Raw genomic sequence first — 24,540 nt, 5'->3', positions numbered from 1 at the left:
GCCGGCCTACCCCTCGCGCTCGGCCCGCTTCTCGGCGAGCTCGGCCGCCCAGCCCTCCTCCTTCTGCAGGTACTCGTTGTCGGCGTAGTCGGCGAAGTCGCTCTCGTCGGTGATGCGCCGCACCTCGATCGCGTTGCCCGGGCCGAGCGGGCACTGCTTCGCCCACTCCACGGCCTCCTCAAGTGAGGCGGTCTCGATCGTCCAGTAGCCGTTGAACAGCCACTCGGTCGGCCCGTAGGCGCCGTGCTCGATCGCCGCGGCGGCGCCGCTCTCGCCGAAGCGCACCACGGCGCCCTGCGCGGCGTCGGAGAGCCCGGCACCGCCGGTCATGACGCCGGCCTCCATCATCGACTCGTTGTACTTGCCCATGGCCGTGATGACGGCGTCGAAGTCGACCTCCTTCGAGGCGGCGAGCGCCTCGTCGGTCGAGCGCATGATGAGCATGAACTGGGGCATGGCGGCTCCTTCGTCGCGGTGAAGCTGGTGGGGGATGCCCGGCGCGAGCCGGGCTCGCAGCGCGCCCCCACACTCTGCCGCAGCGACGCCCGCAGCGGAACCGGGCATCCCCCGAGCGCGACGCGGAGTACCGTGACCGCCATGAGCACGCCGCCCGACGACCGCGACCCCTGGGAGGTCGACCCGACGCTCGTGCGCAACCAGGGCGCGCTCACCACGAGCGAGGGCACCGTGTGGATCGCCTCCGCCGCGGTCGCCGCAGCGCTCGTCGGGGCGATGCTGCTCGCGCTGTGGTGGCAGCTCGGCTCGGGCCTCGCGCTCGTCGGCGCGCTCGCCACCGTCGCGCTGCTGCTCGTCATGATCGTCGTGCGCTACGCCGCGCGACGCCGGCGCACCCGCCTCGCGACCCTCGCGGCCCTGTTCTGGCTCATGGTGCTCGCCGACTTCGGCATCGTGCTCGCCGTCGCGCTCGGAGGGTAGGCCGCGCGCGCTCCGCTGCCTAGCCCCTGGTCGGCCTCTCTCGGCCGCCGTACGGTCGCACGATTCCGTGAACGACCGCGCAGTGCGAACGAAGCAGGGGGAGCCGATGAGAGCGATGGAGTACCGCGGGCCGTACAAGGTGCGCGTGACCGAGAAGGAGATCCCGCGCATCGAGCACCCCAACGACGCGATCGTGCGCGTGACGATGGCGGCGATCTGCGGCAGCGACCTGCACCTCTACCACGGCATGATGCCCGACACCCGAGTCGGGTCGACCTTCGGCCACGAGTTCGTCGGCATCGTCGAGCAGGTGGGGCCGTCGGTGCAGCACCTGCGCCCCGGGCAGCGCGTCATGGTGCCGTTCAACGTGTACTGCGGGTCGTGCTTCTTCTGCGCTCGCGGCCTGTACTCCAACTGCCACAACGTGAACCCGAATGCGACCGCCGTCGGAGGCATCTACGGCTACTCGCACACGTGCGGCGGCTACGACGGCGGCCAGGCCGAGTTCGTGCGCGTGCCGTTCGCCGACGTGGGCCCGGGGGTGATCCCCGACGACATCTCCGACGAGGATGCCCTGCTCATGACCGACGCGCTGTCGACCGGGTACTTCGGCGCCCAGCTCGCCGACATCGCGCAGGGCGACACGGTCATCGTCTTCGGTGCGGGGCCCGTCGGGCTATTCGCCGCGCGCTCGGCGTGGTTCATGGGCGCAGGCCGCGTCATCGTCGTCGACCACCTCGACCACCGGCTGCAGGCGGCGCGCGACTTCGCCCTGGCCGAGACGGTGCACTTCGGCGAGGTCGACGACGTCGTGCTGCACCTCAAGCGCCTCACCGGAGGGCTCGGCGCCGATCGCGTCGTCGAGGCCGTCGGCGCGGAGGCTGACGGCGGCCTGCTGCAGCACATCGCCGGCGCCAAGCTCAAGCTGCAGGGCGGCTCGCCCGTCGCCCTCAACTGGGCGATCGACAGCGTGCGCAAGGGCGGCACCGTCGCGGTCGTCGGCGCGTACGGGCCCGTGCCCGCGGCGATCAAGTTCGGCGACGCCGTGAACAAGGGTCTCACTCTGCGCATGAACCAGGCGCCCGTGAAGCGGCAGTGGCCGCGCCTCATGGAGCACATCCGCGCCGGCCACTTCCGGCCGAGCGAACTGCTCACGCACCGGTTCCCGCTCGAGCACATCGCAGAGGGGTACCACGTGTTCTCGTCGAAGCTCGACGACATCATCAAGCCCGTCATCGTGCCGACGGCCGCCTGAGCCGCGCATCCGCCACCGATCGGAGACGACCATGCCGTACACCGCCACCCGCCCCGTGCCCGCGCCGACGCCCGACGAGCTGCGCTCGCGCGTGCCCGGCTGGGGCGCCGACCTCGACCCCGCTGACCGCCCCGCCGTGCCGCGCGAGCGCCACGACCTCGAGTCGGGCGCCCACTGGCTGGAGCCGGAGCAGCAGCCGGAGCTCACGCCGCGCGAGCGCTCCATCGAGCACGAGCGGCTCACGCCCGTGTTCGGCACCGCCCAGCCGCCGAAGGGCCTCTCGGGCGCGCTCAAGCGACTCGCCTACGCGCGCTTCAGCGAGGGACGCAACGCCCACTGGCTGCTGCTCGTCGCGAGCGACCGCGTCGACGCGATCGAGAGCCACCTCGCCTCGCTCGTCACCGCCCGGCCCGATGAGCCCCTGACCCAGTCGGGCGTGCGCGCCGAGCTCACGCACCACGGCTGGCGGTCGCGCGTCGGGCGCGGGCGCGTCGACGTGAAGCACGCCTGGCTCGACCCGGTGATCGTCGCCGGGCCGTGGGTGCTCGCGGGGGCGCTCGCGGTCGCGGCGACCCGAGTGGCGCTGCGGCGCTGAGAGGCGAGGCGGGCGAGCGGGCGTCGCCTTCACGCCCGCGAAAGAAAGCCGCTTCTTGCGGGGGATGCCCGGCCCGATCTTGGCGCTGGGCGGGGTTGTCGTCGCTACGATCGCTTCGACCCCGCCCCTGAGTTCCGGCCGCGCGCGACCCGCGAGGCCGCGGAAGAGTGAACGCATGACCGACGTCGTCGCCGCCCACCGTGACGCCTGGAAAGCCCGAGAGACCCTCGCCGAGCAGCTGATACCCCTCATCGGGCGGCTCTATCGCGAGCACGGGGTCGTGACGAGCATCCACGGGCGCCGCCTCATCAACCAGTCGGCGATCGGCGTGCTCAAGGCGCACAAGTACGCCGAGCACGTCACCGGCGAGCCGCTCGCGCTCGACGACACGCAGCGCGTGCTCACCGTCCTGCTCGAGATCGGGCCGCGCCCCGCCTCGCTCGACATCGCGCGCCTCATCACCGGCTTCGCCGAGTCGGCGGCCGGGCGCTCGCTCGTGGAGTACGTCCGCGACGAGCTGGGACCCGTCGGCACCGCTGCGGCCGAGGGCGACGAGTCCGGCGGCACCGATGTCGTGCTGTACGGCTTCGGGCGCATCGGGCGGCTGCTCGCGCGCATCCTCATCGCCCACGCCGGCAACGGGGAAGGGCTGCGCCTGCGCGCGATCGTCGTGCGGCGCGGCAGCGAGAACGACCTGGTCAAGCGCGCCAGCCTGCTGCGGCGCGACTCGGTGCACGGGCCGTTCGAGGGCTCGATCTCGGTCGACGAGGAGGCGAACACGATCCTCGCCAACGGCACGCTCATCCAGGTCATCTACTCGGACTCGCCGACGAGCGTCGACTACACCGCGTACGGCATCCACGACGCGATCGTCGTCGACAACACCGGCCGCTGGCGCGACGAGGAAGGGCTCGCGCAGCACCTGCAGTGCCCGGGCGTCGCGAAGGTGCTGCTCACCGCCCCGGGCAAGGGCGCGCTGAAGAACATCGTGCACGGCATCAACCACGACACCATCTCGCCGGAGGACCGCATCGTCACGGCCGCCTCGTGCACCACCAACGCCGTCACGCCCGTGCTCAAGGTCATCGACGACGCGTGGGGCATCCGCCACGGCCACGTCGAGACCGTGCACTCGTACACGAACGACCAGAACCTCATCGACAACTTCCACAAGGGCGACCGGCGGGGGCGCTCAGCGGCGCTCAACATGGTCATCACCGAGACCGGCGCCGCGAAGGCCGTCGCGAAGGCGCTGCCCGAGCTCGCCGGCAAGCTCACCGGCAACGCCATCCGCGTGCCCACGCCCGACGTGTCGATGGCGATCCTCAACCTGCAGCTCGAGCGGCCGGCCACGCGCGAGGAGGTCAACGAGCACATCCGCCAGATGTCGCTGCACAGCGACCTGCGGCAGCAGATCGACTACATCGAGAGCCCCGAAGTCGTCTCCAGCGACTTCATCGGCAGCCACCGCGCCGGCATCGTCGACGGACTCGCCACCATCTGCACGGGCGACTCGGTCATCGTCTACGTCTGGTACGACAACGAGTTCGGCTACTCGTCGCAGGTGATCCGCGTGCTCGAGACGATGGCCGGATCGCACCCGCGCGTCGTGCCGGCGCGCGTGCGGGCGTAGCGCGGCGCAGGTCGGGCATCCGGGGCCGCCCTACGCGCCGTGCGCTGCGCGCCGTGCGCGGCTCACGGCGCGCGCCGGCCGCGCCGCGTCGCGGGTGCCGCGCCGCGCCTGCCGCGCGCCGGGGACGCCGCGCCGGCACGGCGCGCGCGGGCTCGCGGAACGCGGGCGTGCGGCGAAGGTGGCGCGGGTCTGGTGTCATGGCGCTGTATCAAGCCCGCGCCACCGCACCGAACCTGCGCCACGTCGGGCCGCAGCGCTCGACGACCGAAGCGAGTCGGCCGCACGTCGACGCGGAGCCACGTCGCGCAACAGGTGCCGGTGCGAACCGACACCATCTGCGCGACGCGCCGCCTCCTGACCTGACCGGCCGGCGAGACTCGCGGCGCCGGCCCACGAGTCGCAGCCCCGGCCGCTGCCCCGGCCGCCGCGCCGGCCCACGAGGACCGGCCGCGGCCGCGCCCGGCCTACCGGAACGCCGGGATCCCCGTGATCGCGTTGCCGAGGATGAGCGTGTGCACCTCATCGGTGCCCTCGTAGGTGCGCACCGACTCGAGGTTGTTGGCGTGCCGCAGCGGCGAGTGCTCGAGCGTGATGCCGTTGCCGCCGAGCATCGCGCGGGCCTCGCGGGCGATGCCGATCGCGACGCGCGCGTTGTTGAGCTTGCCGACCGAGATCTGATGCGGCTGCATCTGGCGGGCGTCCTTGAGGCGGCCGAGCTGCAGGGCGAGCAGGAATCCCTTGTCGATCTCGAGCGCCATGTCGACGAGCTTCTGCTGGGTGAGCTGGTACGCGGCGACCGGCTTGCCGAACACCTGCCGCTCCTGCACGTAGGCGAGCGCGGCACGGTAGCTGTCGAGGGCGGCGCCCATGACGCCCCAGACGATGCCGTAGCGCGCCTGGTTGAGGCACGTGAACGGCCCGCGCAGCCCCTCCGCGCCGGGCAGCTGGGCTGAGGCGGGCACGCGCACCTCGTCGAGCTCGATGTCGCACTGGATCGACGCGCGCATCGACAGCTTCTGCCCGATCGGCGTCGCCGTGAACCCGGCCGACGAGGTCGGCACGAGAAATCCGCGGATGCCCGCCTCGGTGTTCGCCCAGATGACGGCGACGTCGGCGATCGACGCGAGGCCGATCCAGCGCTTGCTGCCCGTGATGACCCAGTCGTCGCCGTCGCGGCGCGCGACCGTGCGCATCGAGGCGGGGTCGCTGCCGGCGTCGGGCTCGGTGAGGCCGAAGCATCCGATCGCCTCACCGCGCGCCATGCGCGGCAGCCATTCCTGCTTCTGCTCCTCCGACCCGAAGGTGTGGATCGCCGTCATCGCGAGCGAGCCCTGCACCGACACGAAGGTGCGGAGGCCCGAGTCGGCGGCCTCGAGCTCGGCCGCGGCGAGCCCGTACTCGACGGCCGAGCGTCCGGCGCAGCCGTAGCCCTCGAGGTGCATGCCGAGCAGTCCGAGCTCGGCCATGGGCCGGATGACCTCGGTCGGGAACACGCCCCGCTCGTACCAGTCGGCGATGCCGGGCCGCAGCTCGGCGTCGACGAAGGCCCGCACCCGGTCGCGCGTCGCGCGCTCCTCCTCGCTGAGCAGGGCGTCGAAGCCGATGAGGTCGAGGGGCGAGTCGGTCATGGCGATCCTTCCGGTCATCCTCATCGTGGCCCTGCCACGCGCGTTTTGTCCACTTGTACAGTTGCCTCATGATCCGCCCCCTCGACGGGATGCTCGTCGCCGACCTCAGCCGCGTGCTCGCCGGCCCGACCGCCGCCGTCATGCTCGCCGACCTGGGCGCGCGCGTGGTCAAGGTCGAGCGCCCCGGCGTCGGCGACGAGACGCGCGGCTGGGGCCCGCCGTGGGCGGGGTCGTCGAGCTCGTACTTCGAGGCCGCGAACCGCTCGAAGCAGTCGATCGCGCTCGACTTCGCCGACGACGCCGACCTCGAGGTCGCGCGCGCGCTCGTCGACCGCGCCGACGTCGTGCTCGAGAACTACCGCACGGGGGCTCTGTCGCGCTTCGGCCTCGACGCCGAGAGCGTGCTGGCGCGCAATCCGCGCGCCGTCTACTGCTCGATCACGGGTTTCGGCTCGAGCGGCGAGGGCGCGGGCCTGCCCGGCTACGACTTCCTCGTGCAGGCGGTCGGCGGGCTCATGAGCATCACGGGCGACGCCGGCGGTGAGCCTCGCAAGGTGGGCGTCGCGGTGGTCGACCTGCTCGCCGCGAACCACGCAGTCATGGGCGTGCTCGCGGCGCTGCTGCAGCGCGAGCGCGGCGGAGCCGACGGCCGCGGCCAGCACGTCGAGGTGTCGCTGCTGGGCAGCGCGATCGCCTCGCTCGCCAACCAGGGCAGCGGCTACCTCGCGACGGGGGTCGATCCGCGCGCGCTCGGCAACCGTCACCCCTCGATCGCCCCCTACGAGACGCTGCGCTGCCGTGACGGGATGCTCGCCCTCGCCGTCGGCAACGACGCCCAGTTCGCGGCCCTCTGCCGGGCGCTCGGCGAGCCGGGTCTCGCCCTCGACGCGCGCTTCACGACCAACGCGGCGAGGGTCGAGCACCGTGACGAGCTGCAGGCGGCGCTGGAAGCGCGGCTGAGCACCCGCGACGCCGCCGACTGGGCGGCGCTCCTGCTCGCGGCCGGGGTGCCGGCCGGCACGGTCAACGGCGTGGGCGAGGCGCTCGCGCTCGCGAGACGCCTGGGGCTCGAGCCGACCGTGGCGGTGGGAGCCGGGCATCCGGATCAGCTGGCGCATCCGGTGCGGTACTCCGGGTTCGCGCCCGTCGTGCCCGGCGCCCCGCCGGCGCTCGACGAGCACGGGGCGACGATCCGCGCGTGGCTGCTCGGCGACGGCGATGCTGTACACGGCGGCGATCCGAGCCCATGAATCCGCCGAGGGGGAGTGCCGCACGCACGCTCGCCCCTTCTAGGCTGGGGGCAGGTGTGCACCGCTGCCGACCTCACCCGGAATCGATGCGTGCACCGTGATCCCTCAAGGAGCCTCATGAGCAAGTACGCAGTGATCAACCCGGCGACGGGTGAGAAGGTCAAGGAGTACGCGACCGCGACCGACGCCGAGATCTCGGCCGCGATCGACGCCGCCCACGCCGCCGCGCGCGGCTGGGCTCGCTCCACGACGCGCGAGGAGCGCGCCGCCCTCATCACCCGCGTGGCCGAGCTGCACCGCGAGCGCCGCCAGGAGCTCGCCGAGATCATCGTGCGCGAGATGGGCAAGCCCATCGGCGACGCCCTCGGCGAGGTCGACTTCTCGGCCGACATCTACCAGTACTACGCCGACAACGGCCCCGCCCTGCTCGCCGACGAGCCGGTCGACCTGGCCGAGGGCAGCGAGGGCTCGGCGTTCATCCGCAAGGGCCCGCTCGGCGTGCTGCTGGGCATCATGCCGTGGAACTTCCCGTACTACCAGGTGGCCCGCTTCGCCGGCCCGAACCTCGTGCTGGGCAACACGATCATCCTCAAGCACGCGGCGCAGTGCCCCGCGTCGGCGGAGGCGATCCAGCGCATCTTCCTCGACGCCGGCTTCCCCGAGGGCACCTACGTCAACGTCTACGCGACGAACGACCAGATCTCGACGATCATCGCCGACCCCCGCGTCGCGGGCGTCTCGCTCACCGGCTCGGAGCGCGCCGGCGCGGCCGTCGCCGAGCAGGCCGGCCGTCACCTGAAGAAGGTCGTGCTCGAGCTCGGCGGAAGCGACCCCTTCATCCTGCTGTCGACCGACGACCTGGATGCGACGGTCGAGATGGCCGTCAACGCGCGCGTCGACAACAGCGGCCAGTCGTGCAACGGCGCCAAGCGCTTCATCGTCGTCGACGAGCTCTACGACGCCTTCCTCGAGAAGTTCGTCGCCAAGATGGGCGAGGTCGGCCCGGGCGACCCGATGGCGGGCGAGGCCGCCTACGGCGTGCTGTCGTCGGCGCAGGCTGCTGAGACGCTCGAGGGCCAGGTGAAGAAGGCCGTCGACGGCGGCGCCCAGGTGCTCGTGGGCGGCACGCGCGAGGGCACGTTCTTCTCGGCGACGGTGCTCGCGAACGTCAAGCCCGGCAACCCCGCCTTCTACGAGGAGTTCTTCGGCCCCGTCGCGCAGGTGTTCAAGGTGGCCGACGAGGCCGAGGCGATCCAGCTCGCCAACGACACCCCGTTCGGCCTCGGCTCCTACCTGTTCACGACCGACTCCGAGCAGGCGGCGCGCGTCGCCGACCAGATCGACGCCGGCATGGTGTACGTCAACTGCGTGCTCGCCGACAGCCCCGAGCTGCCCTTCGGCGGCATCAAGAACTCGGGCTCCGGCCGCGAGCTCGGCACGCTCGGCATCGACGAGTTCGTCAACAAGAAGATGATCCGCATCGCCTAGTCCGGCGACGCGCGCAGAACGGCCGGGTGCGGATGCTCCGCCCCGGCCGTTCCGCGTCTCCGGCCGCGCCGCTCGGCCTCAGGCGCGCGCGAACGCCCGCATGGGCGAGTCGGCGAGCACGAAGCGCATCGGCGCGATCGTGGAGAGCGCCGTGAGCACGAGCGCGACGGCGGCGATGACGCCGACGAGCAGCACGGGCACGACGGGCGTCACGAGCTGCGACTGCAGCGTCGACCCGAGCACGCTCTGCGCGCCGACCCAGCCGAGCACTGAGCCGACGGCGAGGCCGCTGAGCGTGGCCGCCGCGCTCGTCACGGCCCCCTCGATGAGGATCGCGCGCGCGGCATCCCCCCGGTTCTGCCCCAGGATGCGCGTGGTCGCGATCTCGCGCGCCCGCAGCCGCGTCGACAGGGCGACCGTCGTCGACAGCCCGATCGCGGAGATGACGGCGATGACGCCCGTGAGCGCGCCGACGACGGCGAGCACGACGAGCATGATCTCGGTGACGACGACCGCGTCGGTGGAGCCTTCGTACTCGATCGCCTGCGAGGTCGCGACGCTCGCCGTGGCGACGACGAACATCGTGACGATCGCGACGCTGATGACGACGCCGAGCGCGGCCCGGCTGGTGCGGGCGGGGTGCTCCCGCAGGGCGTGCGCGGCCGCTGCTGCGGGCCCAGTGCGCGGCAGCGCCCGCGCGATGAGCGCGGTGACTCGGGGCAGCAGCGCGTTCGAACCGGTGAGGATGCCCACCGCGAGCACGGTGCCGCCGGCGAGCCCCACGAGCACGGCGAGCGGGGTGAGCATGCCGCCGATCGCGGCGACGACGAGCAGCACGAGGCCCGTGAGCAGCAGCGCCGCCGCGGCCGGGCGCAGCCGCGTGCTCTCGAGCCCCCCGGTCTCCTGGGCGGTGGCGAGGCCGAGCGCCTGCACGGGCGAGGCGTCGAGCACGGCGGCGGAGCCGCGCCACGCGGCGAGGGCGGTGCTCGCGATGAGCGCGACGAGGGGCACGATCGCGCCGGGGTCGACGAGGTCGGCCGCGCTCGCGCCGTCGAGCATGCCGCCGTCGCCCGCGTTCGCGGCGAACACCGCGAGGGCGATGCCCGCCCCGACGGCGATGCCGACCGCTGTGCCGAGCAGGCCGAGGCGGGCGCCCTGCGCGGCGATCCGTCGGCGCTCGCGACGTGCCGACGCCCCGAGCAGGCGACGGAGCGCGATCTCGCGGATGCGCGTGGCCGTGACGAGCGCGAACGCGTTCGTGACGACGACCGTCGACACGACGAGCGCGACGATCGTGAACGACACCGCGAGGATGCCCAGCACGAGCTCGGGCGTCTCACCCTGCCCGAACGGGGTGCGCGCGAGGCCCGCCCGCAGCAGCGAGGTCAGTGAGGTGAGCAGCACGATGTAGGCCGCCGAGAGCGCGATGACGGCGAGCGCGGCGAGGGTGCCGGTGCGGGCGCTCATCGGGCGACCGCGTCCTCGAGCATCGCGGCGGCGATGTCGGCCGCCGACGAGCGCTCGCTCTCGCGCACGACGCGGCCGTCGCGCATCGACAGCACCCGGTCGGCGTAGCTCGCCGCCGTCGGGTCGTGCGTGACCATGACGACGCCGCAGTCGCTGCCGCGCACGAGCTCGGCGAGCAGCTGCAGCACGTCGCGCCCGGTCGTGATGTCGAGGTTGCCGGTCGGCTCGTCGGCGAACACGACCGCGGGCCGGTGCGCGAGGGCGCGGGCGATCGCGACGCGCTGCTGCTGCCCGCCGGAGAGCTCGGCGGGGCGCCGCCCGAGCATCCCGGCGAGACCCAGGCGGTCGATGAGCGACGCCTCCCATTCGCGGTCGTGCGGTCGGGGTCGCGCGCCGAGCTGCTCGGGCAGACGGATGTTCTGCAGCGCGGTGAGCGCGGGCATGAGGTTGAACGACTGGAAGACGAAGCCCATGCGCTCGTGCCGCAGGGCCGCGAGGGCGCGCTCGTCGAGCTCGCCGAGCGCGTGCCCGTCGAGCTCGACGTCGCCCGAGGTGGGGTGGTCGAGGCCGGCGAGCAGGTGCATGAGCGTCGACTTGCCGGAGCCGCTCGGGCCGACGATCGCGGTCAGGCGCCCGCGCTCGAACGCGACGGTGACGCCGTCGACGGCGGCCACGCGCGCGCCGTCGGTGCCGAACTCGCGGCGCAGCGCGCGGGTGCGGGCGACGACGGCGCCGGCGAACGGGGAGGCGGGGGAGGAGGTGGTCATGCCCTCACGCTAGGTAGCGACGACGCGCCGGCGCGTCGGTCGGTCGGTGCTGGCGTGCGCGACGTTCGGCGGGCATGCTCGGCCCCTCGGTGCCGTGACGACCGGTACGGACGGACCATCCGATCGACCGAGCGGCGGATGCCCGGCGCGCCGGTCGCGGGCAGACTGGTGACATGACCGCCCCGCGACAGCGCCGCACCGGTGCGACGCTGCTCGCCGACGGCCTGGGCGCGCTCGTGTTCGGCGGCCTAGTGCTGTGGCTCGGTCCGCTGAGCGCGACCGAGGCCTCGCCGCCCGACCCGGTGTGGCGCGCGGCGTTCGCCGCGTCGGCGCTGCTACTCGCGGCGGCGATCGCCGTGCGTCGCGTGCGGCCGGGCGTCTCCCTCGCGCTCGCCTGGGTCTCGACCCTCGTGCACCTGGCGGCTGTGCTCGACGTCGCCGCAGCGCAGCTGGGCCTGCTCGTCGTGCTGTACTCGACCGCACGCCACGGCTCGCCGCGCGTGCTGCGCCTCGCGGGCCTCTCGGCGGGCGTCGGCGCGGTCATCGCCATCGGGTACCTCCTCGCGATCGAATCGTGGGCGACGCTGGTCTTCCCCTTCGCGTTCGGCGGCAGCCCCGTCACGCAGCTGCTCGCCTTCGTCGCGCTCGTGGGGGCGGCCCTCGCCGTGCCGTGGCTGCTCGGTCTCCTCGTGCGCACGCTCGGCGCCGCCCGGGAGGCGCGCGAGCGTCGTGCCGAGGCTGAGGTCGAGGCTCGCCGGGCGCAGCAGATCGCCGAGCTCGAGCGCGCCCGCACCGAGCTCGCGCGCGACGTGCACGACATCGTCGGGCACTCCCTCGCGGTCATCATCGCCCAGGCGGAGTCGCTGCGCTTCCTGCGCGACGGCGCCGAGGCCGCGGACGGCCGGCACGACCCAGCCTCGGCCGCGGCCGAGGCCGTGACCGCGACGATCGCCGAGACGGCTCGACGCTCCCTCGCCGATGTGCGCCGTGTGCTCGAGCGGACGACCCCGGTGGAGGCCGCCGCGCTGCCGGACCTCGACGAGCTCGTCGGGGAGGTCGCTGCGGCGAGGCCCGGCGTCGCCTCGAGCGTCACGGGCGACGCCCGCCCGCTCGGCGAGGAGGCGAGCGTCGCGGCCTACCGCGTGGCGCAGGAACTGCTCACCAACGCGCTCAAGCACGGCGACCCGGCCGGTGCGATCACGATCGTGCGGCACTACTCGGCCGCCGAGCTCGAGATCGTCGTCACGAACGCCGTGGCGGACGGCGCGGCCGGAGCTGCCGGAGCCACCGCAGCCGACGGCGCGGCCGCCGCGCCGGAGGGGCGGGGACTCGGCGGCGTCCGCGACCGCCTCGCCGCGATCGGGGGCCGGCTGCGCACCGAGCGGACCGGCGAGGGCTTCGTCGCGCGCGCGAGCATCCCCCTGCAGCCGGTCGAAGCGGGGGCGCCCGCGTGACCGAGACGATCCGCGTCGCGCTCGTCGACGACCAGCCGCTCTTCCGCAGCGGGGTCGCCGCAGCCGTCGACGCGCAGCCCGACCTGACCGTCGTCGGCCAGGCGGGCACGGGCGCCGAGGCGCTCGCCCTGCTCGACGGCACCGAGGCCGACGTCGTGCTCATGGACCTGCGGATGCCGGAGATGGACGGCGTCGAGGCCACCCGTCGACTGCTGAGCCCCGGCCGGGCGGCGGCGCGACGCTCGCCGCTGCGCGTCATCGTGCTCACCACCTTCTCGCTGGACGAGAGCGCGCGGGCCGCCATCCGCTACGGCGCGAGCGGCTTCCTGCTCAAGGATGCGAGCCCCGAGCTGCTCATCGCCGCGATCCGCAGCGTGCACGGCGGCGGCGCCGTCGCCTCGACCGGCGACCTGGCGTCGCTGCTGCAGCCCAGCGCGCCGCTGCTGCCGCCGCCGCCGGCGGGGTTCGATGCGCTCACCGAGCGCGAGCGCGGCGTCTTCGACCTCGCCGCGAGCGGGCTCACGAACGCCGAGATCGGGGCGCGACTGCACCTGAGCGAGTCGACGGTGAAGACCCACCTGAGCTCGGTGCTCGCGAAGCTCGAGCTGCGCGACCGCGTGCAGCTCGTCATCGTCGCCCACCGTCACGGGCTCGCGCCCGAGGCGGCACCGCCCTCCGGCTGAGTCGTCATCGTCGCGGCGTCGCGCGCCGCCGCGCGGCCCAGCAGCTCGCGCGCGAGGAGCGTCGAGCCGACGACGGCGGCGGGCATGACGACGATCGCACCGCCCGGCACGAGGAAGCACAGCTGCGTCATGACGCCGAACCCGAGCTCGCGGGCGCGCGAGCCGCGCAGCAGGCGGCGCCGAGCATCCCCTCGCAGCCCCCTCGCCTGGAACGGCCGCTGCGTCAGCTCGCGCGCGAGCAGGTGGCCGCCCAGCAGCGCCCCGGTCACCGGGCCGAGCACCGAGCCCACGACGGGCACGAGCCCGGCCGCGAACGTCAGGAGGCCGTAGCCGACCGCGCGCAGAACGAGCAGCACGCTCTCGCCGACCGAGCGCCAGAAGCCGACCGGGGCGGGCTCGAAGTCACCGAGGTCGGTCTCGGCGCGGCGCCAGATGCGCTCGTAGAAGGGGTCGCCGACGATGAGCGTGAGGGTGGTGAACGTGTAGAAGGCGAGTACGAGCACGCCGACGACGACGATGGCGCCGGCGGCGCCGCGCACGAACTCGCGCTCGGCCTCGCCCCACGCGTCGGCGAAGGGGGTGAGCCACGCGGCGATGCCCGACAGGTTGGCCGCCAGCAGGCTGACCGCGAGCACCACGACCGCGAGCACGATCGCCGCGGGAACCATGCCGAGCGCCATGACGCCGGGCCTCGTGCGCCAGAGCCCGAAGCCTCGCCACAGAAGGCGTGCGCCGCCGAGCAGCTCGGCGACCACACCGGGTCGACTGCGGCCCTGCCGCTCGACGCGCCGATCGCGGCGATCGCGCCGATCGCGCTGTCGCGGGGCGGATGCTCGGTCTCGGGCCACCCGATCACCCTAGTGAGCGCACCTCGCCACCGGGACCTTCGGCCCTGCTGGCCCGCGTCGCGCGGGCTTACCCTCACGGCATGACCGTGCTCGTGGTGTTCGAGTCGCACTGGGGCAACACCGAGCAGGTCGCGCACGCCGTCGCGGCCGGGCTCCGCGACGAGCGCGTCGAGGCGCTCGTGGTGAGCGTCGCGCAGGCGCCCCGCACGCTGGACGTGAGGTCGTGACCTGGCGGCGCACGTGCCGCCGGCCGCGCGCCCCTAGAACACCTTCCCGGGGTTCAGGATCCCGAGCGGGTCGAACACCGCCTTGATGCGCCGCTGCAGCTGCAGCTGCGGCGCGCCGAGCTCCTCCTCGAGCCACTGCCGCTTGAGGGTGCCGACGCCGTGCTCGCCCGTGAGGGTGCCGCCCAGCCGCACGGCCGCCCGGAACAGCTCGCCCGCGGCCTCCCACACCGCCGCGGGCGGCTCGTCGCCGGTGAACAGGAAGTTGGGGTGCAGGTTGCCGTCGCCGGCGTGCGCGACGGTCGGGATCTCGAGCCCGAACCGCGCGCCGATGGCGCGGATCTCGGCGAGCATCGCCGGCAGTGCCGAGCGGGGCACGGCGACGTCCTCGATGAGCACTCCGCCGGTGGCCGCCATGGCCGGGTGGAACGCGCGGCGCACGGCGAGCATCCGCTCGCCCTCGTCGACGTCGGTCGTCAGACTCGCCTCGCCGCCGTGCTCGCGCACGAGCTGCAGGGCCCGCTCGGCCTCGGCGAGGGCGCTCGCGCCGTCGGTCTGCACGAGCAGGTAGGCGCTGCCGGGGGCGCGCTCGGGCAGGCCGAGGTGGCGCAGGATGCGCGCGAGCGCGACCTCGTCGATGAGCTCCATCGCGGCGGGGCGCAGCCGCTCGGCCGTGATGGCGGCGGATGCGGCGGCCGCGGCGACGACGGAGGGGAAGTACGCGCCGATGGTCGCCGGCGATCCCGTCGGCAGCGGCACGAGCTTGAGCGTCGCCTCGACGACGATGCCGAGCGTGCCCTCCGAGCCGATCATGAGCGCGGTGAGGTCGAGGCCCGTGACGCCCTTGACGGTGCGGTGGCCGAGCTCGAGCAGCGTGCCGTCGGCGAGCACGACCTTCAGGCCCAGCACCGCCTCGCGCGTGACGCCGTACTTGGCGCACAGCAGGCCGCCGGCGTTGGTGGCGATGTTGCCGCCGATGGTCGAGATCGCCCGGCTGGCTGGGTCGGGGGCGAAGAACAGCCCGTGCGGTGCGAGCTGGGCGTTCAGGTCGGCGTTGATGACGCCCGGCTCGACGACGGCGAGCTGGTCGGCGGGCGAGATCTCGAGAACGCGCGTCATGCGGGCGGTTGACAGCACGAGCTCGCCGGCGCCGCCCATCGCCCCGCCGGTGAGCCCCGTGCCGGCGCCGCGTGGCACGACCGGCAGTCGGTGCTCGCTCGCGATGCGCAGCGCGGCCTGCACGTCGCCGGCCGTGCGGGCGTGCACGATCGCGAGCGGGGTGCCCTCGCGCCGCAGCCCCGAGTAGTCGGAGCGCATCGCCTCGAGCTCGCCGGCCTCGGTCGAGACCGCGTCGCCGAGCGCCGACCGCAGGGCGTCGAGCGCGGGATGCCCGCTCACCGGTTGCGCGTGCGGTCGGTGAGCCAGAACAGGCCCGCGATCATCGCGAACGTCGCCGCGACGAGCAGCGCGGTCGTGGGCGAGGCCGTTGACGCCTCCGGGATCTGCCCGGGCAGGGTCTCCGGCCCGACGAGCACGAGGCGCAGCGTGCCGAGCGCGATGCCGACGGCGGCGACGCCGAACCCGAGGGCCATGCCGACGATCGTGATGCCGCGGTCGGTGCCGGCGGCGAGCCGCTTCACCCGCGTGCGTGTCCACTGGGCGGCGGCGGCGATCCAGAGCGTGAAGGCTGCCGTGAACGGGTCGAGCAGCGTCGAGGCCAACGGCTCACCCGAGACGAGCATCCGCGCCCCGATCGAGACGGCGGAGGCGACCATGGCGGCGACGAGCACCCAGCGCAGCCGCTGATCGATCGCGCGCCAGCGCAGCGCGTGCACGATGAGCGGCGCAGCCACGAACCACAGCACGGGGGCTACGTCGACGAACAGCAGCACCACCTGGCCGGGGCGGTCGAACGAGGTGTCGCCGAGCCCGAGCTGGAAGGCGAGGCCGCCGATCACGGTGGCGAGCAGCGCGCCGAACAACAGCGACTGCAGCACGGAGACGGGGCGAGGCGGCCGTATCGGCTGGTCGAACTCGGGGGGCCGCGCCTCGTCGGGCCGGGCATCCGCTCTCGCTGCGTCGTCGCTCACGCGGAGATGCTACGCCGCCTGCCCGGGAGCCTCCGCGCGCTGCGCGAAGCCGGCGCGCTGCTGCGCGCCCCACTCCGACGGCGTCGACCGGATTGCCCGCCACAGCCCGATCGAGCGCCAGAGCGCGTGCGGCAGGTAGAAGAGGATCGGCTCGAGCAGTGCCGTGCCGATGAGGAGACGCATCGACCTCCCGGTTCGGTAGTCGCTCGTCGCGCCGAGCTCGATGGCGATCGCGAGCAGCGAGGTCGCGACGGCGACGAGGTACGAGATGAGCAGCGCAAGACCGATGGCGAGCCACGGGATGAAACCGAAAAGCCCGGCGAGGGCCGTGACGATCATCGCGACGCCAACCAGCGGCGCCCCCCACTGCTCGAAGAGCCAGAAGTACGGAAGCGTCACGAGCCCGAGAGAGCCGTAGCGCGGCCGGAGCATCATGTCGCGGCACCCGCGCAGCAGCTCGCCGAGCCCTTGAGCCCAGCGCTTGCGCTGCCGCGAGACGGCCGACCATGTCGCCGGCACCTCCGTCCAGCACACCGGGTCGGCCACGAACACGATGCGGTACGGCTCGCGCTCCGTGCGGTGGTGGCGATGGGCGGCAACGACGAGCTCCGCGTCCTCCGCGAGGCTCTCGGCGTCGAGGCCACCGAGCTCGACGAGCGTGTCGCGCCGGAAGACGCCGAACGCTCCCGAAATGATGAGCAGCCCCTTGATCGCCGACCAGCCGGCTCGTCCGACGAGGAAGGCCCGCAGGTACTCGAGCACCTGGATGCGTTCGATGAAGCGGCGCGGCATCTCCACCCGGTCCACCTCCGCCTCGATGAGCGTCACCCCGTTGGCCGGGCGCACGATGCCCCCGGTGGCGACGACCGTCGGGTCGTCGATGAAGGGCTGCACGACGCGCAGCAGGGCGGTCGGCGAGAGGATCGAGTCGCCGTCGATCATGCACACGAGCTCGTGCCGCGCGAAGCGCAGGGCCGCGTTCACGGCGTCGGCACGGCGCCCGACCGAGCGCTTGCGCACCAGCAGGGCATCGTGGCCCTCGAACCGGTGCACGCTCTCGATCTCGCCCTGCACCTCAATCGGCGAGAGCGGCTCCTCGTCCGTGAGGGTCATCGGGAAGTGCTCCCGTAGCACCTCCGATGTGCCGTCGGTCGAGCCGTCGTCGACGACGATCACCTGCACCTTCGGGTACTGCAGACGCAGCAGCGACTCCACGCACGCGATCGATCCCGCGCTCTCGTTGTGGGCCGGCACGAGCACGCTGACCCCGGGGGTGAGGGGGCTCGCGAATGTGCCGGAGAGCAACTCGTCGGACGCCCAGCGACGCTCCTCGGCGATCGAGCCGATCGCGCGCACGACGATGAGCAGGTAGGTGAGCTGATAGAGACCGAAGTAGATGCCGAACCCGATGGTGATCGCGACGAAGCTCGACTCGAGCACGGCGACGAAGCCCGGATCGAGGAGGCCGGTGTGGATCATCGCGCACTCCCGCCGAGGGCGACGATGGTCTCGTCGAGGTGCCGGCGCGCGATCGCGTTGCTCTCCTGCTGGGCGCGAGCCAAGAGCGGCTCGAGCGCGCGCCGCGTGCCGACTCGGCGCAGTGCGTCGGCGGCGGCGATGCGCACGAGCGCGTCGTCGTGGTCGAGCGCCGCGATCGCGTGAGGCGCAACTCCGGCCAGCCCGGCGGCGCTGCCCGTGCCGAGTGCGACGCGCAAGCCATCCGGATCCCGCGTGCTCCACGCCGCATGCAGCTCGCCGACGTCGAGCAGGCGGCAGCGCATGATCGCGATCGAGGCGACGAGCGGTGGCAGCCGGAGGTCGTCGCGGCAGGCGGCGGCGAGCACGGGCGCGATGGCGTCGCTCGAGCCCGTCGAACCCCACTCCAGGGCCGCCACGGCGCGCACCCGCGGGTCGGGGTCGTCGAGCATCCGCCCCATCAGCTGCGACGAGGGGGTCGGCGTGGTGCGCACGTAGAGACGGATGCCGCGCGCGCGCTCGAGCGGCTGACGAGCCCGCATGCCCCGTCGGGCGAGCTCGACCGCGCCGTGCCGCTCGAGCCAGCGCTGCAGCGCCTCTCGGTCCTCGCCGTGCACGCGCGCGACCACCGACGCCACGGCGTGCAGCGTGGACTCCCGGCGCGGCGCGGGCGCGTCACCCTCCTCCACGAGCAGGGCGCGCAGGATGCCCGACACCTCGGTGCGCTGCCCGCGGGAGCGGGCGTCGAGCCGCGCGATGCGCGCGCGCACCACGAGCACGACCACGAGCAGCGTCAGGCACAGGCCGGCGGCCGCCGCGGTCGCGATGAGCAGTGCGATCATCGCGCTCGCGACAGCAGTGTCGTGACCCGCAGCAGCAGCTCGCGTGGACTGAAGGGCTTGGTGATGTACTCCTCAGCGCCGGCGGCGAAGGCGCGCTCGACGTCGACCTCCTGCGCCCGCGCGGTCAGCATGAGGATGCGCGTGCCGGCGAGCGTCGGATCCGACCGCACCTCGCGGCAGACCTCGAGACCGTTGCGGCGCGGCAGCATCCAGTCGAGCACGATGAGGTCGGGGCGCTCGCCGGTCGCGAGTGAGAGCGCGGTCTCGCCGTCGATCGCGCTCAGCACCTCGTGCCCCGCGGCTTCGAGCTTCATCGTCACGAGATCGTTGAGGTCCTGATCGTCGTCGGCGACCAGAATGCGTGCCACGTGCCTACCCCCGTTCGGTGGTCGACGGCTGCGACGCCGCCGTGTCACGCCGTCGGCGTGCTCCCCGCTTTGACGATAATGCTTCGGAGCAGAGGAGGGCGCCATGGTCGGTGCGAGTCTGGCGGCGCGTTCCCGACGGTGGAGCGGCCGTGCGCGAGCGCTCGCCCTCGTCCTGGCGATCGTGGCGACGACGGCGAGCTCGGCCGCTTCGGCTGTGCTGCTGGACGAACCGGGGCGCACCGCACCGTGGGCGCCGGCGGTCGGCATCGCCGGTGCGCTCGCCCTCATGACGAGCGGTCGCTGGCGGTGGGGCTTCATCGTGCTGGGCAGCCTCGCGATCATGACGGGCAACCTCCTCGTGGGCAGACCCTTCGACTTCGCGCTCGTGACGGCGGCGCTCCGTATCGTCGAGTTGGGCGTGCTGTGCGCGGTCGCGAGCCCCGGTCGGGCCCTCATGCGGCTGGACACGCTGAAGCGTTCGCTGCGGTTCGTGGCGGCCGTGTTCCTCTCGGCACTCGTCTTCAGCGCGGGTGTCAGCGCCTACCGCGCGGCGATCGGCATGAACGGCCCCGACGCCGTCGCGATCGACTCGTTCGCCGCGCACGCCGTCGCGCTGCTCGTCGTCACTCCGCTCGCCTTCGCCCAGTCGGACCACGGCGGGCGGGCGCGCTCGCTCGAGACCGCCGTGCAGTGGGCGCTTCTCGCGCTCGCGATCGGTGTCGTGTTCTCCCCGGGGAACTCGCTGCCGCTCGCGTTCCTCCCGCTGCCGCTGTTCGCCTGGGCAGCCCTGCGTCTCTCGGCCCTTACCATCGTGAGCCAGCTCGTCGTGGTCTCGATTTACACCGCGGTCGTGACCGCCTTCGGCTGGGGACCTTTCGGTGCCACGCTGGGGTCGCCACGAGGATCGATCGTCCTCCTCAGTGCCTATCTGGCGGTCTTCGCGGGGTCGACGATCGTGCTCTGGTCGAAGCGGGTTGAGAGCGAGATGGTCGCGGACCGCGCGGTCGCGCAGGACCGCATCCTGCGTCGAGCGGTCGAACAGGCGCAGACCGCCTTCCTGCTCGTGGAGCGCCTCGGCGACAGCTTCGTCGTGCTCCAGGCCAACGACCATGGTCTGCGCGCGCTCGGCATGGACCCGTCGAACCCGTTCTTCGCCGGTTCCTCCGACATCAACATCGCCCTTCCCGCCGACCATCCGCTCGTTCCAGGTCTGCTCGCCGTCTCGCAGGGGGCGAGCGGGTGGCGCGGCGAGCTCGTGCTCGACGCCTTCAACGGTCGAGCCGACGCCGACGTCTCGATGGAGCGAGGCGCCGGGGAGGCCGGCGACATCATCTCCGTCGAGCTCACCGACATCACCGAGCGACGCCGCGAGGATCGCCGCCTGCGCGCCCTCGTCGAGCGCGAGCGCGCCCTCGCGACGCAGTACCAGGAGCTCTCCCGCCAGAAGGACGACTTCGTCGCCTCGATCAGCCACGAGCTGCGCACGCCGCTCGCGAGCATCGTCGGCTACGCCGAGACGCTGGAGGAGACGGAACTCGACCCGATGCAGCGGCGATTCGTCGACACCATCACACGCAACGCCGGGCGTCTGCAGGAGCGGGTGGAGGAGCTGCTGTCGGCGGCGAAGCGCGCGGCCGACTCGGTCGACGACCCGCACCCGCTCGCGGTGTCGCCGATCCTCGACGACGTCGCGGACGACCTGCGCCCCGTCGCGGCGGCCCGCCGCGTGCAGATCGTCATCGAGGAGTCGGCTGCGGCGCTGCCGGAGGTCATCGGCACAGAGGACGCGGTGACGCGCGTGCTGACGAACATCGTCGGCAACGCCGTGAAGTTCTCGCCCGACGGCGGTACCGTCGCGGTGAGCGCGCTCGCCGACGACGTCGCCGTGGAGCTGTTCGTGCGCGATCAGGGGCCGGGCATCCTGCCCGCCGATCAGGAGCGCGTGTTCGACCGCTTCTATCGCACGGAGGACGCGACGGCGAACGCCACCCCCGGCACGGGCCTCGGCCTCTCGATCGTGCGCACCCTGCTCGAGGGCATCGGGGGGTCGGTGCTCGTGGAGAGCGACGGCGTCTCGGGTAGCACCTTCGTCATCCGGCTCGCGCGGGCGCGCGACCTCGAGCCGCACGCCTGACACCGCAAAGGCTCCGGAACGACCCGTGTGAGTCGCCTGGCAATGGCGGCGCACGGGTTGATGTCGCTGTGCATTCTCGGCATCGTGGCTGGCTCGACGACCGACAACAGGAAGGGGCATGCTCATGCTCACACTGACGCCGACCGCCAGCACCGTCATCGAGAGCCTCGTCTCGCGCCAGGCCGATCCGCAGAGCGCGGGCCTGCGCATCGACGGCGCGGGGCAGCGCAACGAGTTCGCCGTCACCGTCGAGCCCGCGCCCCTGCCCGGCGACCACGTCGTCGAGGCCGGCAGCGCCCGCGTGTTCCTCGAGCAGCACGCCTCGGTCGCGCTCGACGACAAGATCCTCGACGCTCAGGTGAGCGACGAGGGAGCCGTTCGCTTCGCGATCGGCGACCAGCAGGGGCTCTAGCCCTTCGTATCCGCGACGGCCGCACCCTCGGTTCAGGGTGCGGCCGTCGTCGTGCGCGGCCAGCCCGCGCGCGCTCGATCTCTGCCAGAGTCGAGCCATGCCCGTGATCGAGAACTCCCGCCTCGCCGTCATCGGCGCAGGAGCCGTCGGCTCCTCGCTCGCCTACGCCGCCCTCATCCGGGGCTCCGCCCGCGAGGTCGCGCTCTACGACCTCGACGCCGCCCGCGCCGAGGCAGAGGTGCTCGATCTGGCCCACGGCACCCCGTTCACCGGGTCGAGCCGCATCACCGGCGGCGGCGACCTCGACGTCGTCGAGGGCGCCAACATGGTCGTCGTCACCGCCGGCGCGAAGCAGCACCCCGGCCAGAGCCGCCTCGACCTCGCGGCGACGAACGTCGGCATCCTGCGCGAGCTCATGCCCGAGCTCGTCGCGCGCGCCCCGCACGCCGTGTTCATGCTCGTGACGAACCCGTGCGACGTGCTCGCCGTCGCCGCGCAGCGCTTCAGCGGGCTCGACCCGGCCCGGGTGTTCTCCAGCGGCACCGTGCTCGATTCCTCCCGGTTGCGCTGGCGGCTGGCCGAGCGCCTCGGGGTGGCGCCGTCGAGCGTGCACGCGGCGATCGTGGGCGAGCACGGCGACAGCGAGTTCCCGCTGTGGTCGCAGTCGCGCATCGGTCCGATCCCGATCCGCGAGTGGCGCGACGAGCACGGGGCGGTGCTGTCGACCGACGAGCTCGACGCGATCGCCGACGAGGTCAAGAACGCGGCCTACACGGTGATCGCCGGCAAGGGTGCGACGAACTACGCGATCGGCCTCTCCGGAGCACGCATCGTCGAGGCGGTGCTGCGCGACGAGAAGGCGGTGCTGCCGGTCAGCAGCGTGCTCGACGGCTACCACGGGGTCAGCGGCGTGGCCCTCTCGGTGCCGAGCATCGTCGATGCCGGCGGCGTCTCGCGCGTCATCGACGTCCCGTTCTCCGACGACGAGGAGCGGGCGCTGCAGGCGAGCGCCGAGGCCATCCGCCGATCGCTCGCCTCGCTCGGCCTCGACTGAGACCCCGGGGGCGGCGGATGCCTTACTCCCGCCCGCGCCAGCGCTCGATGAGCCGCCGATCCCGCTTGGTGGGCCGGCCGGCGCCGCGCTCGCGCACGATGTCGAGCACCCGCTCCTCCTTCGGCGGCGGCGGGGGAGTGCGGTCGTCGTAGTGCTGCTGCGCGATGGTCGCGCTCGTGCGCTTCACGATGAGGCCGGTCACGGCGACGATGCGCTCGCCGCCGGCGGTGTAGGCGCGCACGACGTCGCCGACCTTGACGGTCTGCGCCGGCTTCGCCGTCGCGCCGTTGATCTTCACGTGGCCCGCCTTGCACGCCGCGGTCGCCGCCGAGCGCGTCGAGTAGAGCCTGATCGCCCACACCCACTGGTCGACGCGCGCGGTAGTGGGGGTCGGGGCGGGGCTCACAGCGACCAGGGTAGACGCGGCGAGCAGCGCGGCGACTGTCAAGCCGGTCGTCGCGGCTCGAGCAGCGGCCTAGCGTCGGCGGCATGACCGGCACACCGCGGCTGCGCTCGCTCGACGAGGTCGAGCGTCTCGTGCGCGAGCATCCGGAGGCCTGCGTGCGCTACGGGGCTGACCCCCGCACGGAGGGCGGCCGCGGCAGCCTCGACACCGAGAGCGGGCTCGAGCTGCCGGGCCTCTCGGTGAATCCGCTCGGCGCCGAGGCGTGGTGGTCGCGCCCCCTCGGCGACTGGATCGCGCGGCAGCTGTGCCAGTACCGCCACCTGGCCGACGATGGCGAGGATGACCGGCGCGCGTTCGTGCTCGCCGGCCGGCAGGTGGGCCGCGGCCCCGACTGCGAGCCGCTGCTCGCCGACGTCGAGGTGCTCGGGGTGATCGATCTGCTCGCCCTCGACGAGGCGGAGCAGCGGTACCAGCAGGCGTTCGACGCCCGGCAGGGGCCGGAGGACGAGTGACCGAGGCTGCGACGCCGGGAGACGGCGTTCTCGCCGGCGCCGGTCAGCTCAGCAGCTCGACTAGCGCCGCATCGCTCACCCGCCCGCGGCTGAGCGCGGCGGTGCGCCCGCGGCGGTAGCGCTCGATGACGAGCGGGTCGATGTACGAGCTGCGCGCGACCGCGGGCGTGTTGCGCAGCCCCTCCGACACGGCGACGACCGCCTCCCGGATGGCCCGCTCCTGCTCCTTCTTCGTCGCCGCGGGCCCGCACCGGGCCAGGTGCTCGGCCGCGAGGCGCGAGCCGAGCAGCGTGCGGAGGTCCTTCGGCGTGATCGAGCATCCGGTCGCCTGCTGCAGGTACGCGGTCAGCTGGGCCGAGTGCACGCGGTGCACGCCGGCGGCGTCGATCCACTCCGTGAGCCGCTCCGCCCGCTCGTCCGCGGGCCCGCGGGCTGAGCGGGCCGCCCGCAGCGCGGCGGCGAGGTCGACGTCGACGTGCTCCGCCTCCCAGCGCACGCCAGACTTCGCGGGGAAGTCGAACGCGGTGCGGTCGCCGTGGATGCGCACGTGCTCCCAGGCGAGGGTGAGCGCGCCGATCGTGCCGCGCTCGAGCGCGTAGCGCTCCTCGCCGACGCGCACGCCGAGCGCGTCGATGATGCGGGCCGCGATCGCGAGCGCCCGCGCCTGCGGGTCGTCGCCGCGCAGGTCGCGCGTCACGCGCGCGCGCATCGCGGTCGTCGCGGCGGCGAGCTCGCGCACCCGCGCGAACTTCCGCACCCCCGCCCTGCGCGTCCACTCCTCGTGGTAGCGGTACTGGCGTCGGCCGTCGGCGTCGACGCCCATGGCCTGCACGTGGCCCCGCTCGTCCGGGCAGATCCACACCTCGTTCCACGCCGGCGGGATCGCGAGGGCGGCGATGCGTCGACGCACCTCCGCATCCGAGACCGCTCGGCCCCGGGCATCCACGTACCGGAAGCCCCTGCCGTGCCGCAGCCGGCGGATGCCGGGGCCGTCGGGGGAGGAGCGTCGCAGTCGCAT

25 protein-coding genes are annotated in these 24,540 nt (G+C 73.4%); 13 read left to right on the top strand and 12 right to left on the bottom strand.

The window, feature by feature from the left end; genetic code table 11:
- Nucleotides 1-6 precede the first annotated feature (6 nt).
- The gene (locus tag ID804_RS07650; RefSeq protein ID WP_169078628.1) at nt 7-456 is read right to left on the bottom strand and encodes a YciI family protein; all 450 of its coding nucleotides are present in this window, start codon (nt 454-456) and stop codon (nt 7-9) included.
- A gap of 141 nt (nt 457-597) precedes the next feature.
- Here ID804_RS07650 and ID804_RS07645 point away from each other — a divergent pair, with 141 nt between their 5' ends.
- The 4 genes from ID804_RS07645 (at nt 598) to ID804_RS07630 (ending at nt 4,419) form a co-directional block, all read left to right on the top strand.
- Complete coding sequence (locus ID804_RS07645; RefSeq protein ID WP_169078626.1) at nt 598-936, top strand: hypothetical protein; 339 nt, start codon at nt 598-600, stop codon at nt 934-936.
- Nucleotides 937-1,042: 106 nt separating this feature from the next.
- Nucleotides 1,043-2,191, top strand: a complete 1,149-nt coding sequence (locus ID804_RS07640; RefSeq protein WP_169078624.1) for a zinc-dependent alcohol dehydrogenase — start codon at nt 1,043-1,045, stop codon at nt 2,189-2,191.
- A gap of 31 nt (nt 2,192-2,222) precedes the next feature.
- A complete protein-coding gene (locus tag ID804_RS07635) occupies nt 2,223-2,786 on the top strand; it encodes a hypothetical protein (RefSeq protein WP_169078622.1) in 564 nt (187 codons plus the stop codon).
- Nucleotides 2,787-2,961: 175 nt separating this feature from the next.
- Nucleotides 2,962-4,419 carry a glyceraldehyde-3-phosphate dehydrogenase gene (locus tag ID804_RS07630; protein ID WP_169078620.1) on the top strand — a complete coding sequence of 486 codons (1,458 nt, stop codon included), beginning with the start codon at nt 2,962-2,964 and terminating at the stop codon, nt 4,417-4,419.
- A gap of 464 nt (nt 4,420-4,883) precedes the next feature.
- Here the strand turns inward: ID804_RS07630 and ID804_RS07625 are convergent, their stop codons facing one another.
- Nucleotides 4,884-6,047, bottom strand: a complete 1,164-nt coding sequence (locus ID804_RS07625) for an acyl-CoA dehydrogenase family protein (protein ID WP_169078618.1) — start codon at nt 6,045-6,047, stop codon at nt 4,884-4,886.
- Nucleotides 6,048-6,115: 68 nt separating this feature from the next.
- On the opposite strand from ID804_RS07625, the gene ID804_RS07620 reads away from it, so the two are divergent.
- Nucleotides 6,116-7,297, top strand: a complete 1,182-nt coding sequence (locus ID804_RS07620; protein WP_169078616.1) for a CaiB/BaiF CoA transferase family protein — start codon at nt 6,116-6,118, stop codon at nt 7,295-7,297.
- A 117-nt stretch (nt 7,298-7,414) separates the two neighbouring features.
- Nucleotides 7,415-8,785 carry an NAD-dependent succinate-semialdehyde dehydrogenase gene (locus ID804_RS07615; protein ID WP_169078614.1) on the top strand — a complete coding sequence of 457 codons (1,371 nt, stop codon included), beginning with the start codon at nt 7,415-7,417 and terminating at the stop codon, nt 8,783-8,785.
- A gap of 78 nt (nt 8,786-8,863) precedes the next feature.
- Here ID804_RS07615 and ID804_RS07610 read toward each other — a convergent pair whose 3' ends face one another.
- Both ID804_RS07610 and ID804_RS07605 read right to left on the bottom strand, forming a co-directional pair.
- Nucleotides 8,864-10,252, bottom strand: a complete 1,389-nt coding sequence (locus tag ID804_RS07610) for an FtsX-like permease family protein (RefSeq protein ID WP_169078612.1) — start codon at nt 10,250-10,252, stop codon at nt 8,864-8,866.
- Nucleotides 10,249-11,019 (bottom strand): ABC transporter ATP-binding protein, encoded by a 771-nt coding sequence (locus tag ID804_RS07605; RefSeq protein WP_169078610.1) that lies wholly within the window; start codon nt 11,017-11,019, stop codon nt 10,249-10,251. The genes ID804_RS07610 and ID804_RS07605 overlap by 4 nt, the downstream gene beginning before the upstream one ends.
- Before the next feature lie 173 nt (nt 11,020-11,192).
- Between ID804_RS07605 and ID804_RS07600 the strand changes: the two genes are divergently transcribed.
- Together ID804_RS07600 and ID804_RS07595 are read left to right on the top strand one after the other, a co-directional pair.
- Nucleotides 11,193-12,473 (top strand): sensor histidine kinase, encoded by a 1,281-nt coding sequence (locus ID804_RS07600; protein WP_169078608.1) that lies wholly within the window; start codon nt 11,193-11,195, stop codon nt 12,471-12,473.
- Nucleotides 12,470-13,156: a response regulator gene (locus tag ID804_RS07595; RefSeq protein WP_169078606.1), complete on the top strand. Its 687-nt coding sequence runs from the start codon at nt 12,470-12,472 to the stop codon at nt 13,154-13,156. Before ID804_RS07600 ends, ID804_RS07595 begins: the two co-directional genes overlap by 4 nt.
- Here ID804_RS07595 and ID804_RS07590 read toward each other — a convergent pair.
- Nucleotides 13,117-14,004, bottom strand: coding sequence for an EI24 domain-containing protein (locus tag ID804_RS07590; RefSeq protein WP_317451219.1), 888 nt, complete (start codon nt 14,002-14,004; stop codon nt 13,117-13,119). The genes ID804_RS07595 and ID804_RS07590 overlap by 40 nt on opposite strands.
- A gap of 80 nt (nt 14,005-14,084) precedes the next feature.
- On the opposite strand from ID804_RS07590, the gene ID804_RS07585 reads away from it, so the two are divergent.
- Entirely contained in the window at nt 14,085-14,231 is a 147-nt protein-coding gene (locus ID804_RS07585; protein WP_169078604.1) for a flavodoxin domain-containing protein, read from the top strand.
- 33 nt (nt 14,232-14,264) lie between these two features.
- Here ID804_RS07585 and ID804_RS07580 read toward each other — a convergent pair whose 3' ends face one another.
- The 5 genes from ID804_RS07580 to ID804_RS07560 are packed head-to-tail and all read right to left on the bottom strand — an operon-like array spanning nt 14,265 to nt 19,004.
- Nucleotides 14,265-15,626, bottom strand: coding sequence for an FAD-binding oxidoreductase (locus ID804_RS07580; RefSeq protein WP_317451218.1), 1,362 nt, complete (start codon nt 15,624-15,626; stop codon nt 14,265-14,267).
- The gene (locus ID804_RS07575) at nt 15,623-16,318 is read right to left on the bottom strand and encodes a hypothetical protein (protein WP_169078602.1); all 696 of its coding nucleotides are present in this window, start codon (nt 16,316-16,318) and stop codon (nt 15,623-15,625) included. Before ID804_RS07575 ends, ID804_RS07580 begins: the two co-directional genes overlap by 4 nt.
- Before the next feature lie 9 nt (nt 16,319-16,327).
- On the bottom strand, nt 16,328-17,797 hold the full coding sequence (locus tag ID804_RS07570) for a glycosyltransferase family 2 protein (RefSeq protein ID WP_169078600.1): 1,470 nt from the start codon (nt 17,795-17,797) through the stop codon (nt 16,328-16,330).
- Entirely contained in the window at nt 17,794-18,636 is an 843-nt protein-coding gene (locus ID804_RS07565) for a HEAT repeat domain-containing protein (protein WP_169078598.1), read from the bottom strand. Before ID804_RS07565 ends, ID804_RS07570 begins: the two co-directional genes overlap by 4 nt.
- Nucleotides 18,633-19,004 (bottom strand): response regulator transcription factor, encoded by a 372-nt coding sequence (locus ID804_RS07560; RefSeq protein WP_169078595.1) that lies wholly within the window; start codon nt 19,002-19,004, stop codon nt 18,633-18,635. The genes ID804_RS07565 and ID804_RS07560 overlap by 4 nt, the downstream gene beginning before the upstream one ends.
- 103 nt (nt 19,005-19,107) lie before the next feature.
- On the opposite strand from ID804_RS07560, the gene ID804_RS07555 reads away from it, so the two are divergent.
- The 3 genes from ID804_RS07555 (at nt 19,108) to ID804_RS07545 (ending at nt 22,604) form a co-directional block, all read left to right on the top strand.
- Nucleotides 19,108-21,138: an ATP-binding protein gene (locus ID804_RS07555; protein WP_169078592.1), complete on the top strand. Its 2,031-nt coding sequence runs from the start codon at nt 19,108-19,110 to the stop codon at nt 21,136-21,138.
- 118 nt (nt 21,139-21,256) lie between these two features.
- Nucleotides 21,257-21,550: a Fe-S cluster assembly protein HesB gene (locus tag ID804_RS07550; protein ID WP_223158993.1), complete on the top strand. Its 294-nt coding sequence runs from the start codon at nt 21,257-21,259 to the stop codon at nt 21,548-21,550.
- A 97-nt stretch (nt 21,551-21,647) separates the two neighbouring features.
- Nucleotides 21,648-22,604: an L-lactate dehydrogenase gene (locus tag ID804_RS07545; RefSeq protein ID WP_169078591.1), complete on the top strand. Its 957-nt coding sequence runs from the start codon at nt 21,648-21,650 to the stop codon at nt 22,602-22,604.
- Nucleotides 22,605-22,626: 22 nt separating this feature from the next.
- Here ID804_RS07545 and ID804_RS07540 read toward each other — a convergent pair whose 3' ends face one another.
- Entirely contained in the window at nt 22,627-23,010 is a 384-nt protein-coding gene (locus ID804_RS07540) for an RNA-binding S4 domain-containing protein (protein ID WP_317451217.1), read from the bottom strand.
- An 83-nt stretch (nt 23,011-23,093) separates the two neighbouring features.
- Between ID804_RS07540 and ID804_RS07535 the strand changes: the two genes are divergently transcribed.
- The gene (locus ID804_RS07535; protein ID WP_169078588.1) at nt 23,094-23,522 is read left to right on the top strand and encodes a DUF6098 family protein; all 429 of its coding nucleotides are present in this window, start codon (nt 23,094-23,096) and stop codon (nt 23,520-23,522) included.
- A gap of 43 nt (nt 23,523-23,565) precedes the next feature.
- Here ID804_RS07535 and ID804_RS07530 read toward each other — a convergent pair whose 3' ends face one another.
- Nucleotides 23,566-24,540 (bottom strand): DNA topoisomerase IB, encoded by a 975-nt coding sequence (locus ID804_RS07530; protein ID WP_169078586.1) that lies wholly within the window; start codon nt 24,538-24,540, stop codon nt 23,566-23,568.

Source organism: Microcella alkalica (assembly GCF_014595885.1).
Taxonomy (GTDB): Bacteria; Actinomycetota; Actinomycetes; order Actinomycetales; family Microbacteriaceae; genus Microcella; species Microcella alkaliphila_B.
The sequence above is the reverse complement of the archived record's forward strand: the minus strand, read 5'-3'. Positions and strand labels throughout refer to the sequence as shown.

Bases quoted from the DNA above. Each gene is read 5' to 3' on its own strand.
- ID804_RS07555 (WP_169078592.1), top strand. From the start codon at position 19,108: ATGGTCGGTGCGAGTCTGGCGGCGCGTTCCCGACGGTGGAGCGGCCGT.
- ID804_RS07530 (WP_169078586.1), bottom strand. From the start codon at position 24,540: ATGCGACTGCGACGCTCCTCCCCCGACGGCCCCGGCATCCGCCGGCTG.
- ID804_RS07635 (WP_169078622.1), top strand. From the start codon at position 2,223: ATGCCGTACACCGCCACCCGCCCCGTGCCCGCGCCGACGCCCGACGAG.
- ID804_RS07650 (WP_169078628.1), bottom strand. From the start codon at position 456: ATGCCCCAGTTCATGCTCATCATGCGCTCGACCGACGAGGCGCTCGCC.
- ID804_RS07585 (WP_169078604.1), top strand. From the start codon at position 14,085: ATGACCGTGCTCGTGGTGTTCGAGTCGCACTGGGGCAACACCGAGCAG.
- ID804_RS07640 (WP_169078624.1), top strand. From the start codon at position 1,043: ATGAGAGCGATGGAGTACCGCGGGCCGTACAAGGTGCGCGTGACCGAG.
- ID804_RS07570 (WP_169078600.1), bottom strand. From the start codon at position 17,797: ATGATCCACACCGGCCTCCTCGATCCGGGCTTCGTCGCCGTGCTCGAG.
- ID804_RS07615 (WP_169078614.1), top strand. From the start codon at position 7,415: ATGAGCAAGTACGCAGTGATCAACCCGGCGACGGGTGAGAAGGTCAAG.
- ID804_RS07565 (WP_169078598.1), bottom strand. From the start codon at position 18,636: ATGATCGCACTGCTCATCGCGACCGCGGCGGCCGCCGGCCTGTGCCTG.
- ID804_RS07610 (WP_169078612.1), bottom strand. From the start codon at position 10,252: ATGAGCGCCCGCACCGGCACCCTCGCCGCGCTCGCCGTCATCGCGCTC.
- ID804_RS07600 (WP_169078608.1), top strand. From the start codon at position 11,193: ATGACCGCCCCGCGACAGCGCCGCACCGGTGCGACGCTGCTCGCCGAC.
- ID804_RS07545 (WP_169078591.1), top strand. From the start codon at position 21,648: ATGCCCGTGATCGAGAACTCCCGCCTCGCCGTCATCGGCGCAGGAGCC.
- ID804_RS07630 (WP_169078620.1), top strand. From the start codon at position 2,962: ATGACCGACGTCGTCGCCGCCCACCGTGACGCCTGGAAAGCCCGAGAG.
- ID804_RS07625 (WP_169078618.1), bottom strand. From the start codon at position 6,047: ATGACCGACTCGCCCCTCGACCTCATCGGCTTCGACGCCCTGCTCAGC.
- ID804_RS07550 (WP_223158993.1), top strand. From the start codon at position 21,257: ATGCTCATGCTCACACTGACGCCGACCGCCAGCACCGTCATCGAGAGC.
- ID804_RS07620 (WP_169078616.1), top strand. From the start codon at position 6,116: ATGATCCGCCCCCTCGACGGGATGCTCGTCGCCGACCTCAGCCGCGTG.
- ID804_RS07535 (WP_169078588.1), top strand. From the start codon at position 23,094: ATGACCGGCACACCGCGGCTGCGCTCGCTCGACGAGGTCGAGCGTCTC.
- ID804_RS07645 (WP_169078626.1), top strand. From the start codon at position 598: ATGAGCACGCCGCCCGACGACCGCGACCCCTGGGAGGTCGACCCGACG.
- ID804_RS07605 (WP_169078610.1), bottom strand. From the start codon at position 11,019: ATGACCACCTCCTCCCCCGCCTCCCCGTTCGCCGGCGCCGTCGTCGCC.